This window comes from Rouxiella chamberiensis (genome assembly GCF_026967475.1).
Classification (GTDB): domain Bacteria; phylum Pseudomonadota; class Gammaproteobacteria; order Enterobacterales; family Enterobacteriaceae; genus Rouxiella; species Rouxiella chamberiensis.
In genome coordinates this window covers 2024945-2036493 of record NZ_CP114058.1, presented here as the reverse complement: position 1 = coordinate 2036493, position 11549 = coordinate 2024945, and the positions used below count along the sequence as shown (strand labels likewise).

Sequence of the window (11549 nt, the reverse complement as noted above, 5' to 3'; positions counted from 1 at the left end):
AATCGTTATTTCCGTGTTAAAAAAATTAACAAAACAGGACATTGTTTGATCTAGATCAATTCCTTTGTTTTTAATGGCTTGGAATCAATTTAACCCAGTGCAATTTCCCCGCTTTTCCTATAAAAACCTGAACTCGCTACGGCAAAGTATTCGCAGGGTATGGCTAAATACCCGAAGTCATCACAACGAGGGAATGGATAATGAAAGCAGCATATTGGGCACTTTTAGCGGCAGCCGCCTTACCAACGGTCGCCAGTGCCAATCAGGCAGGGGATGTTATTGTTCGCGTAGGGACCGCCACAGTCAGACCGTCGGCCAACTCGCCGAGCGTATTGGGTTCACTCGGCTCGTTCAATGCCAGCAATGACACGCAAATGGGCCTGACGCTGGGCTACATGTGGACCGATAACATCGGCACCGAGCTGCTGGCCGCCACTCCGTTCCGTCACAAAATCGGCCTTAACGGCATGGGTGACATCGCCACCGTGCGCCAGCTTCCGCCGTCGTTGATGGCGCAATACTATTTTCGCAGCAAGGAAGACAAACTGCGTCCGTATGTGGGCCTCGGCGTGAACTACACCACCTTCTACCACGCCCGTTTCAACCAGACAGGCTCCGATGCCGGACTTTCCGATCTCAGCATGAAGCACTCCTGGGGCTGGGCGACGCAGGCCGGCGTTGACTACAACCTCAACCAGAACTGGCTGCTGAATGCCTCGGTGTGGTGGATGGACATCGACACCACCGCGCGCTTCAAGGCGGGCGGTGAACAGCAATCCGTCAGTACCCAGCTGAATCCGTGGGTATTCATGTTTGCCGTAGGTTACAAGTTCTAGCTTTCGCCCACGAAAAAGGCGTCGAATTCTCGACGCCTTTCCTGATATTGCGACAATCAAACAGGGTTATTTGACCTGAGTGTCGTTCTCTACAGATTTAACCCCGGCAACACCACGCGTTACCGATACCGCACGGCTCGCTTCCGCCGGAGAGGTAACGAAACCGCTCAGCTGGACACGACCCTTGAAGGTCTCGACGCTGATTTCACGCGATTTGATATTGTCGTCTGCCAGCAGGGCAGATTTCACTTTGGTCGTGACCACGGTGTCATCAATATAGCCGCCGGTGCCTTCTTTTTTGGCGTAGGCGCACAGGCTGCAAGAGTAGTGACTACGACCGCTGCCATACAGATAGCTGAAAGACTTTTTAAAAGCTTCATATTTTACTCTCCATGCAATGTGTTATTTGAAACTCATAAATTCAACAAAATAGGCAATCTGGTGCTTATTCCAGGGTGCAGACAAGTGCCTGATTAAGAATAATAAACAATGCGCGAAGTAAGTGTGGTTTAAAAATTCAGGATGTACAATTTCAGAGCGTAAAAAAAGAAAAATTTTAAAAAAATAAAGCCCCAATCACAGATGTGTGGGGCTTTGGAGAAGCGGAAATAGGCTTATTTACGCGTCGCGGCTTTCATGTCGGTAACAAAACGAGAAAGTTGCGCCAGCATTTCTGCTGGATTATCAACGTTGTTTTCGATGATGCGGACAATCGCCGAGCCGGAAATCGCGCCTGCCGCACCCGCGGCCAGCGACTCTTTCACCTGTGAAGGTTCGGAAATGCCGAAACCTTGCAGCGGCGGTGCGGCATGGTATTCACGCAGCTTGTCGACCAGATGATTCAGCGGCGTAATCGCCCGCTTTTCGGTACCGGTCACGCCCGCGCGCGACAGCAGATAAGTGTACCCACGGCCGTGCGAGGCAATCTCGCGCAGCAGGTCGTCGCTGGCATTCGGCGGACAGATAAAGATAGGTGCCACGCCGTGACGCATGGCCGCCGCGCGAAACGGTGCAGACTCTTCAAGCGGTACATCGGCGACCAGCACGGAGTCTACGCCCACCTCGGCACAACGGGCATAGAAGGTGTCGAGGCCGTTGTGGAACACCAGATTGGCATACATCAGCAGGCCAATCGGAATATCAGGATGTTTGGCGCGAATTTTTTCCAGCATGCCAAAACACTGTGTTGGCGTTACCCCGGCCGCGAAGGCGCGCAGGTTGGCGTTTTGAATCGTCGGACCGTCGGCCAGCGGATCGGAGAAGGGCACGCCCAACTCCAGCGCATCGGCACCGGCTTCTATCAAGGTATCGATAATCGCCAGCGACAGCTCCGGATTCGGATCACCCAGAGTCACGAAAGGAACGAATGCGCCTTCATTCTGGCTTTCCAGACGCGTGAAAAGTTGTTGATAGCGTTCCATCAGATCTCTCCCCGAGCCGTCAGAATATCGTGTACGGTAAATATGTCTTTGTCGCCGCGACCAGAAAGGCTCACCACCAGAATCTGTTCTTTTTCAGGATTTTCCTTGATGAGCTTCAGAGCATAGGCCAGCGCGTGGGAGGATTCCAGCGCAGGAATAATCCCCTCGAAGCGCGACAGCGCCTTGAAGGCGTCCAGGGCTTCGTCATCGGTAATAGACACGTAGTCGGCACGGCCGATGCTGTTCAGATAGGCGTGCTGCGGGCCGACGGACGGGAAGTCCAGACCGGCCGAAATCGAGTAGGACTCTTCAATCTGGCCTTCGGAGGTCTGCATCATCGGCGCTTTCATGCCGAAATAGATGCCGACCGGCGCGTGTTTCAGCGGTGCGCCGTGCTGACCGGTTTCGATGCCAAGACCCGCAGGTTCGACGCCGACAAGCTTGACGCTGGCATCGTCGATAAAATCGGCAAACATGCCGATGGCGTTGGACCCGCCGCCCACACAGGCTATCACCGCATCAGGCAGGCAGCCTTCGCGTTCCTGCATCTGCGCCTTGGTTTCTTCGCTTATCATGCGCTGGAATTCGCGCACGATAGTGGGATAAGGGTGTGGACCCGCCGCCGTTCCCAGCATGTAGTGGGCCGTTTCGTAGCTGCCGGACCAGTCGCGCAGCGCCTCGTTGCAGGCATCTTTCAGCGTGGCCGAACCGCTGTGTACCGGAATGACTTCCGCCCCCATCAGGCGCATGCGGAACACGTTCGGCGACTGGCGCTCGACGTCCTTGGCTCCCATATAGATGCGGCATTTCAGGCCGAGCAGGGCGCAGGCCAGTGCCGAGGCCACGCCGTGCTGACCGGCACCGGTTTCGGCGATGATTTCGGTTTTACCCATGCGTTTTGCCAGCAGCGCCTGACCCAGCACCTGATTGGTCTTGTGCGCGCCGCCGTGCAGCAGGTCTTCGCGCTTGAGATACAGCTTGGTGCGGGTGCCCGCCGTCAGGTTCTTGCAAAGCGTCAGCGCCGTGGGACGACCCGCATAGTTTTTCAGCAGATCGATAAATTCGGCCTGGAACTCGGGATCGCGCTGCGCATTCACAAAGGCTTCTTCGAGCTGAACAAGCGCAGGCATCAGAATCTGCGGCACATACATGCCGCCAAATTCGCCGAAGTACGGATTAAGTAACGTCATTTGATCTCTTCCTTTAACACGTATTTAGTAAGCGCGCAGCGTGCGGAAGACGGCGGCAATTTTTTCCGCGTCCTTGATTCCGGGTTCGCTCTCGACGCCTGAATTGAAATCCAGACCCGCGCAGCCTTGCTGGGCCGCCTGCACGCAGTTGTCTGCGCCCAAACCGCCGGCCAGCAGGACGTTGTCCAGCTTTTCGCCCTCAAGCTTGCTCCAGTCGAAACGCTGGCCCGTGCCGCCTTTGCCGTTATCCAGCACATAGCGCTGCACGTGTTCGAGGTTGCGGGCAGGCACCGTGTCGGTGACGCTGAGCGCCTTCCAGATTTGACAGCCCTGCGGCAAAATCTCGCGCAGATGCGTAATGTAGGTCTGATCTTCGTCGCCGTGGAGTTGAACGGCAAACAGGTTCAGCGATGTCGCTTTTTCGGCGACGTCGGCGATATCGGCGTCGCGAAAGACACCTACGTATTTCAGCGGTGCACCGCTTTGCACCTGACGCGCCTGTGCGCTGTCGATAAAGCGCGGAGAGGCTTCAACGAAAATCAGTCCGCCGTAGGTGGCACCGGCATGATAGGCGGCGTTGGCGTCTTGCTGACGCGTCAGTCCACAGATTTTGTTCTCGCCAAGCAGGACGCGGCGCACGGCGCTTCTGAGATCCGGTTCGGACATCAGCGCGCTGCCAATCAGGAAGCCGTTGGCGAAACGGCTCAGCTCGCGGATTTGCGCGTAATCGTTGATGCCGGATTCGCTGATGACCAGCGTGCCGTGCGGCACACGCGGTGCCAGCTCGCGCGTGCGATTCAAGTCGATGGACAGGTCACGCAAGTCGCGGTTGTTGATGCCGACGACCCTGGCATTGAGTTTAATCGCGCGCTCAAGCTCTTCTTCATTGCTCGCTTCGGTGAGCACACCAAGCTTGAGGCTGTGGGCGACGGCCGACAGTTGCACGTATTGTTCGTCATCCAGTACCGACAGCATCAGCAGGATGGCATCGGCCTGATAGAAGCGCGCCAGATAAATCTGGTAAGGGTCGATGATAAAATCTTTGCACAGCACCGGCTGTGTCACGGTTGCGCTCACCAGCGGCAGGAAGTCGAAACTGCCCTGAAAATACTTCTCGTCGGTAAGCACGGAAATGGCCGACGCAAAGTCCTTGTAAACGCCCGCGATTTCTACCGGATCAAAGTTGTCGCGGATTTTGCCTTTCGACGGCGAGGCCTGTTTGCATTCAAGAATAAAGGCGGTTCTGGCACCCTGCAGGGCGTCATAAAAACTGCGCTGGCTTGGTGTGATTTCGTTTTGAAAACTGGCCAGGGGTTGCTGTTCTTTACGTGCCGCGACCCAAATTTCCTTGTCGCGAACAATCTTGTGGAGCACGGTTTCCTGCTGCATCACTTATCCTCTTGCTGCCAATGCGGTAACGCGCTGGAATGGTTCTCCGCTGCGCATTACGTCCAACGCTTTCTGTGCGTTTTGCTTTAAATCTTCCTGGCCGAACAGTCGCAGTAACATGGCGACGTTGGCGGCCACGGCGGCCTCGTGTGCCGGCTCACCTTTACCTTGTAACAAGCGTGCCAGAATGTCACGGTTTTCTTCCGGTTCACCGCCGAGCAGTGCGGAGATAGGGTAGTTGTCCAGCCCGAAGTCCTGCGGTGTCAGCTCGTACGTGGTGATTTCACCGTTTTTCAGCTCGGCAACCTGCGTCGGCGCGTGGATGGCGACTTCGTCCATGCCTCCGCCGTGAACCACCGCTGCGCGCTCGTAACCCAGTGTGCGCAGCGTTTCGGCGATAGGGCGCACCAGCTCGGGACTGTAAACACCAATCAGCGCCAGCGGCGGACGTGCCGGATTGATAAGCGGGCCGAGCACGTTGAACAGGGTGCGGGTCTTCAGCGCCTTGCGAACCGGCATCGCGTGGCGAAAACCGGTGTGATACTGCGGCGCAAACAGAAAGCATACGCCCAAATCATCCAGCGCCTCACGAGAACCCTGCGCGGGCATATCCAGCTGAATGCCGAACGCGGCCAGCAAGTCCGACGAACCCGAACGGCTGGAGACGCTGCGGTTGCCGTGTTTGGCAACGCGTGCGCCGCAGCAGGCCGCAACAAAGGCGCTGGCGGTGGAAATATTGATGCTGTTGGTGCCGTCGCCGCCGGTGCCGACGATATCCGCAAACGGGTAGTCGGGACGCGGGAAAGGCTCGGCGTCGGCCAGCAGCGCCTGCGCCGCACCGGCGATCTCCGCCGGTTGCTCGCCGCGCACCTTCATGCTTATCAGCGCCGCAGCCAGCTGGGCGGGTTCAAGCTCGCCCTTGATGATGGCGGTAAACAGGGTTTGGCTCTCTTCCTGAGTCATCGTCTGTGCCTGGTAAAGGTTTTCCAGAATACCTGCAATAGTTTGCGTTTCCATGACTGTTCCTCTTACGCCAAAGCCCAGGCCAGCGTCTGTTCCAGCAGACGGGCACCCTGAGAGGTTAAAATAGATTCCGGGTGAAACTGGAAGCCGCATACGCGGTCTTCGTCGTGGCGCACGGCCATGACCATGTCGCCGAAGCGGGCGTTGACCGTGAGTCCCTCCGGGATCTGGCTGCCTACCAGCGAGTGGTAGCGCGCGACCGGCAGCGGGTTGTTCATTCCGGCAAACATGCCTTGATCGTCGTGGGTAATCGACGAGGCTTTGCCGTGCAGGATTTCGCCCGCCTGACCGACATGACCGCCGTAGGTTTCAACAATCGCCTGATGGCCGAGGCAGATGCCGATAATCGGCAGTTGTCCGCGCAGACGGCGCAGCAGTTCGGGCATGCATCCCGCTTCCGACGGCGTGCCGGGTCCCGGCGACAGCAGCAGTACCGGCCTTTCAAGCTGGCCGAGTTTCTGGATAATGACGTCGGCCGGGATTTGGTTGCGATAAATCACTACGTTATGCCCGCTTGAGCGCAGCTGGTCGACCAGGTTGTAGGTAAAGGAATCTACGTTGTCGATAAGTAAAATGTCGGCCATCTTAAAACACCTCTTTGACATGATGCGCTGTGGCGATGGCACGCAGCACGGCACGGGCTTTGTTACGGGTTTCGTCGGCTTCGGCCTGCGGGATGGAGTCGAGCACGACGCCGCCGCCTGCCTGCACGGTGGCAATGCCGTCTTCAACGTAGGCCGAGCGGATGACGATACAGGTATCCAGATCGCCATGAGCGGTAAAGTAACCCACCGCGCCGCCGTAGCTGCCGCGACGCGACTGTTCGGACTCGGCAATCAGTTGCATGGCGCGGACTTTCGGCGCACCGGTCAGCGTGCCCATGTTCATCACCGCCTGATACGCGTGGAGCACGTCGAGGTCGGCGCGCAGCGTACCCACCACGCGAGACACCAGATGCATGACCACGGAATAGCGGTCAACCTTGGTCAGGTCGGCCACATAACGACTGCCCGGCTCGCAGATGCGCGCCAGATCGTTACGCGCCAGATCAACAAGCATCAGGTGTTCGGCAAGTTCCTTGTGATCGGTACGCATTTCCAGTTCGATACGGCTGTCGAGGTCGGCATCCAGCGAGCCGTCGGCGCGACGCCCGCGAGGACGCGTACCGGCAATCGGGTAGATCTCGATTTGGCGGCTGGTGGCTTCATATTTCAGCGCGCTCTCGGGCGAGGCGCCAAACAGGGTGAAATCGTTGTCCTGCATAAAGAACATGTAAGGACTTGGATTGCTGTTCTTCAGCGTTTCGTAGGCCGCCAGCGGCGCAGGGCACGGCAGGGAGAAACGACGAGACGGCACCACCTGGAAAATTTCACCGGCGCGGATAGCGCCTTTCATCTGCTCGACCACTGTGCCGAACTCGGCATCGCTCTGATTGCAGCTCAGTTGCATGTTGTTCACCGTCTGATGCGGAATGGCATGCGGCGGTTGCTTGAGCTGGTGTTGCAATTGTTCGAGACGTTCAACCAGGCGCAGTTTCTCTTCCTGATTCGGCGTGAACAGGCTGGCCTGCAGGCGGCTGGTTCTTTTCTGGTGATCCAGCACCAGCAGCGTTTCGGCCAGATAGAAACAGAAATCCGGGCAGCGCTGGTCGGCGCGCAGTTGCGGTAAATCTTCGAAACCGGCGACCAAATCGTAGGCAAACAGACCGCCGAGGAACATCGCCTCGCGCTCGTCTTCCGGTGATTCGACCAGGTTCAGCACATTGCGCAGCGCATCGAATACCGATTTGGAACGCAGACGCGCGTCTTCATCCTGCATGGTATCGATGACAGGGAAGGTCAGTTCGCGGCCGTTTGGACGCGCCGTGTTCAGCACGTCCTGCGGCAGGGAGGCGTCCAGCAGAGGCAGCAGAGACGCGCCGTTGGCGGTCAGCGCCTGAATGTTGACCACGCGACCCATCGCCGTAATACGCAGTGCGCTGTCGATAATCAGCAGGCTCTTGAGGCTCTCTTTGGTGTTGATTTCCGCGCTTTCAAGCAACAGGGTGGCAGGACGTGCGCCGCAGAGTTGATGGAAAATGGCAGTAGGATCGCCACGATGACTTCCCTGCGATGTCAACAATTCCAATTTATGTCGTTGATTAATCATGATGTTTCCTAAAATTTATCCACAAAAAAGCCCGCGTTGAGCGGGCTTCGGGTATCTGCAGCGTCTGATGACAGCTATGCGCAATTACACCGCCCGCGAAGGGGAAGCGCGCCACCAGCTGTTGGAAAAGGTCATGTAAGTTTTCATCATCAGTCACTCTTGTCTGTTGTGTTGCTGAATTAGGTTGTCACGTGTCTCGTGAACTTGCGTACTAGTTAACTAGTTCATTGATGTAAAGTCAACCTTCTTTTATCCATTCTTAAGACAAAAAGGGGAGAAAAGTGGCGACAGGGGATTAATTGATTAAAAGCTGTTCAAGGCCGAGTGAATACCGAGATAGCGGTAACGTCAAGATGCCTTACGCGCTATGATAGATACAGTTTTTTATTCAAGGCCTTTCAATCATTATTATGACATCCAGCGTATCCGATAATCCTGCCTTCACCCTTTATGACCTGCACAGCCACACGACTGCCTCCGACGGCTATCTCACGCCCGAACAGCTGGTGGCGCGCGCGGTCGAAATGCGCGTGGGCGTTCTGGCGATTACCGATCATGACACCACCGACGGACTGGCGCGTGCCGCTGCCGCCATCGACGCGCAAAACCTGCCGCTCCAGTTGATAAACGGCGTGGAAATCTCGACGCTCTGGGAAAACCACGAGATTCACATCGTGGGTCTGCGTATCGACCCCGAGCATCCGGCAATGATTGCACTGCTGCAAAATCAGGCGCGACTGCGGGTTGAGCGCGCTCAGGAAATCGGCCGTCGACTGCAGAAGGCCCGCATCGAAGGCGCATGGGAAGGCGCGCTGCGTCATGCCCAGGGCGGCGCGGTCACACGTGCGCACTTTGCCCGCTATCTGGTGGAAATCGGCGTCGCCGACAATATCGCCAAGGTGTTTAAGAAATATCTGGCAAAGGGCAATACCGGCTACGTTCCGCCACAGTGGTGTACACTTAAAGAAGCTATTGATGTTATTCACCAATCTGGTGGACAGGCCGTAGTGGCGCATCCGGGTCGCTATGATCTTTCGACCAAATGGCTTAAACGTCTGCTCGCGTATTTTGCCGAGCAGGGAGGCGACGCGATGGAAGTTGCGCAATGCCAGCAAGCGCCCCACGAGCGCACGCAGCACGCCGCTTTTGCACGCGACTATAATTTACTGGCGTCGCAGGGGTCCGATTTTCATCAACCCTGCTCGTGGATTGAACTGGGCCGCAAGCTCTGGTTACCGGCCAATGTCACCGCAGTCTGGGACCAATGGCCTATCCTGCGTTCTTGACGCGGGAAAAGCCACGCGGTAATCCACCTATTGCCAAAGAAGTGAAGAGGAAATGTTATGAGTCAGTATTTTTATGTTCATCCTGAAAACCCGCAACCCCGTCTGATTAATCAGGCCGTAGACATGCTGCGCAAAGGTGCCGTCATTGTATATCCGACCGATTCGGGTTATGCGCTGGGTTGTCGGCTTGAAGATAAAGGGTCGATGGAACGCATCTGCCGCATTCGCCAGCTCGATGGCAACCACAACTTTACGCTGGTATGCCGCGACCTGTCGGAGTTGTCGACCTATGCCTACGTCGATAACACCGCCTTTCGCTTAATCAAAAACAATACGCCGGGCAACTACACCTTTATTCTCAAGGCGACCAAGGAAGTACCGCGTCGACTGATGAATGACAAACGCAAGACGATTGGCCTGCGCGTGCCGTCCAATCCTGTTGCGCTGGCGCTGCTTGACGTGCTGGGCGAACCGCTGATGTCGACCACGCTGATGCTGCCGGGCAATGACTTTGCCGAAGCGGATCCGGAAGAGATCAAAGACAGCATCGGCAAGCTGGTGGACCTGATACTGGACGGCGGATCGATCGGTCAGCAGCCGACTACGGTTATCGACCTGACTGACTCGGTACCGGAAGTCATTCGCGAAGGCGCGGGCGACCCGGCACCTTTCCGTTAATCGCCGCTTTTCTGGCCTTCCGATAATCATAGGAGGCCAGAAAGCGATCGTAATGCCGATAAACCAGCCGCTGAATCTGCATCCGCGCAAACAGATAAACACGATCGTCTGTCATCATCGACCATACGTCAGCCGAGACGTCGTGAGGTCTGCCTTCTCGCGCCACCCCATATTCCGCAAACACGGCAATAATAAACAGCGCAGGTAATCGCTCGGCCAATGAAGGTTGATGTCTGCTATAGGCTGCCTGCAGCAACGCGCGCTGGTCTGCCTGATAAACAGGCGAAAACGGTCCCGCATTATTCTGCCGGTGTGGCCGATAGACACATTCGGGATGACTAATGTTCAGGGCTGTTTTCAGGTCGCCCAATAGCTGTTGCATAAAGGGCTGTAATAACGAGGCGGTGATACTGGCGAGAAAGTATTGCCCTGCCAGCAGATCATGAATCAGGCCATCGATAACAAAATTCTTATCCCAATCCGCCATGCTGAACAGGCTTAATCGACTCAATACCTCGGCGAGATAGCGACTGCTGACCAGATCGTCTTCAACATCGGGCCGGTAAATGGTCCAGCGAATATCTTGCACCAATTGCTGCATGAAATAGACGAGATGAGCATGAGCGCCGCCATGAAGTCGCTGCATTATTGCCGGTGTCAGCGAGGCATTGTTTCCTGCTTGTACACTGGCAATGATAGCCTCCAGCATCTCGGGCGGAGGAACCTCAATCTGGGCATGCTGCATTAATTGCAGGAGCGTGTCGAAATCGCTGTCCCATAACGGCACGTAGAATTGCTTGAGATAATGAAAGTACGCCTCCATTGACGGGCTGACCGAGATCAGGCTCACCCTGACCGGCACCCAATTTTCTGCAACCTGAAGGTTGACCTGAACATGATGCAGAGCGCGATGCCAATAAACCGGGTTGTCACTTCTAAATAGGCTTAACAATAAAGTCCGATAGAGCGTGCGCCTGATTTCAAGCTGCTCGTCAGAGTCGTAATCGCCTAATCTTACGGGCGTAATCTGCTCAAGGGCGACTAAGTCGCAACGCGAACGCAGACGATTAAAGCTGCATATTTCTTCATTGAAATTAACGTCATAAGGCAGATACGCCTGCGGATTGGAGATCTCCTCGATGATTTCTCCGTGGTGAGTGGCGAGAAGTTCATTGAGAGAAATTTGATATTTTTGTCTGACACTGCGAAAAACTTTGGGGCCGATTTTTTGCCCGAGAAAGCCGACGGCGGGCGCGGCATTGCCCTTGATGCCCTGCGCCAGCGTTTTCAGTAATAATCCTTTGTTCATATTGCTGACCGCATGGAAGAGGCCGGGCATATCCCATTTGAAAAAATTGGGCAGCGGAATGGGAGAGCCTCGGGATATAAAGGTATAGATGCCATCGACGACCAGTTCGGCAATCCCTTCTTCGCTGATTTTATACAGTTCATGACTGTAGAGCGTTTTATAGAGCCGTTTGAATTCGACCCGTGCTTGAGGGGGAACGCCCGGGATCTCGCTGGAAAAAAGCGATCGACCGACTGCATCATCGCGGTTTTTAATGCGCCTCGACTTGG

The 11549-nt window shown here is 55.9% G+C and carries 8 protein-coding genes, 2 pseudogenes and 1 other annotated feature; of the genes and pseudogenes, 3 read left to right on the top strand and 7 right to left on the bottom strand.

All coding sequences use genetic code 11. The features are described 5' to 3' along the window. Positions 1–200: 200 nt before the first annotated feature. A complete protein-coding gene (gene ompW, locus O1V66_RS09335; protein WP_045046666.1) occupies positions 201–836 on the top strand; it encodes an outer membrane protein OmpW in 636 nt (211 codons plus the stop codon). Between the two features lie 66 nt (positions 837–902). Here ompW and O1V66_RS09330 read toward each other — a convergent pair. From O1V66_RS09330 to O1V66_RS09305, 6 genes and pseudogenes are all read right to left on the bottom strand, one after another. After that, positions 903–1216, bottom strand: a pseudogene (locus O1V66_RS09330) (BON domain-containing protein). Between the two features lie 234 nt (positions 1217–1450). Next, on the bottom strand, positions 1451–2257 hold the full coding sequence (gene trpA, locus O1V66_RS09325) for a tryptophan synthase subunit alpha (protein ID WP_045046668.1): 807 nt from the start codon (positions 2255–2257) through the stop codon (positions 1451–1453). Continuing rightward, positions 2257–3447 (bottom strand): tryptophan synthase subunit beta, encoded by a 1191-nt coding sequence (gene trpB / locus O1V66_RS09320; protein WP_045046669.1) that lies wholly within the window; start codon positions 3445–3447, stop codon positions 2257–2259. Before trpB ends, trpA begins: the two co-directional genes overlap by 1 nt. Positions 3448–3471: 24 nt before the next feature. Beyond that, positions 3472–4836, bottom strand: a complete 1365-nt coding sequence (trpCF, locus tag O1V66_RS09315) for a bifunctional indole-3-glycerol-phosphate synthase TrpC/phosphoribosylanthranilate isomerase TrpF (RefSeq protein ID WP_045046670.1) — start codon at positions 4834–4836, stop codon at positions 3472–3474. Positions 4837–4839: 3 nt separating this feature from the next. After that, a pseudogene (gene trpD, locus O1V66_RS09310) lies at positions 4840–6443 on the bottom strand (bifunctional anthranilate synthase glutamate amidotransferase component TrpG/anthranilate phosphoribosyltransferase TrpD). Between the two features lies 1 nt (position 6444). Next, entirely contained in the window at positions 6445–8007 is a 1563-nt protein-coding gene (locus tag O1V66_RS09305) for an anthranilate synthase component 1 (RefSeq protein ID WP_045046673.1), read from the bottom strand. Between the two features lie 21 nt (positions 8008–8028). Then, positions 8029–8130, bottom strand: a sequence feature (Trp leader region). 287 nt (positions 8131–8417) lie between these two features. Between O1V66_RS09305 and rnm the strand changes: the two genes are divergently transcribed. Then, a complete protein-coding gene (rnm, locus tag O1V66_RS09300; protein WP_045046674.1) occupies positions 8418–9293 on the top strand; it encodes an RNase RNM in 876 nt (291 codons plus the stop codon). A gap of 57 nt (positions 9294–9350) precedes the next feature. Further along, entirely contained in the window at positions 9351–9971 is a 621-nt protein-coding gene (locus tag O1V66_RS09295; protein ID WP_045046675.1) for an L-threonylcarbamoyladenylate synthase, read from the top strand. On the opposite strand, the gene O1V66_RS09290 is transcribed toward O1V66_RS09295, so the two are convergent. Beyond that, positions 9931–11280 carry a hypothetical protein gene (locus O1V66_RS09290; RefSeq protein WP_269128279.1) on the bottom strand — a complete coding sequence of 450 codons (1350 nt, stop codon included), beginning with the start codon at positions 11278–11280 and terminating at the stop codon, positions 9931–9933. The genes O1V66_RS09295 and O1V66_RS09290 overlap by 41 nt on opposite strands. Between the last annotated feature and the right edge of the window lie 269 nt (positions 11281–11549).

Bases quoted from the DNA above. Each gene is read 5' to 3' on its own strand.
- ompW (WP_045046666.1), top strand. From the start codon at position 201: ATGAAAGCAGCATATTGGGCACTTTTAGCGGCAGCCGCCTTACCAACG.
- rnm (WP_045046674.1), top strand. From the start codon at position 8,418: ATGACATCCAGCGTATCCGATAATCCTGCCTTCACCCTTTATGACCTG.
- O1V66_RS09290 (WP_269128279.1), bottom strand. From the start codon at position 11,280: ATGAACAAAGGATTATTACTGAAAACGCTGGCGCAGGGCATCAAGGGC.
- trpB (WP_045046669.1), bottom strand. From the start codon at position 3,447: ATGACGTTACTTAATCCGTACTTCGGCGAATTTGGCGGCATGTATGTG.
- trpCF (WP_045046670.1), bottom strand. From the start codon at position 4,836: ATGCAGCAGGAAACCGTGCTCCACAAGATTGTTCGCGACAAGGAAATT.
- trpA (WP_045046668.1), bottom strand. From the start codon at position 2,257: ATGGAACGCTATCAACAACTTTTCACGCGTCTGGAAAGCCAGAATGAA.
- O1V66_RS09305 (WP_045046673.1), bottom strand. From the start codon at position 8,007: ATGATTAATCAACGACATAAATTGGAATTGTTGACATCGCAGGGAAGT.
- O1V66_RS09295 (WP_045046675.1), top strand. From the start codon at position 9,351: ATGAGTCAGTATTTTTATGTTCATCCTGAAAACCCGCAACCCCGTCTG.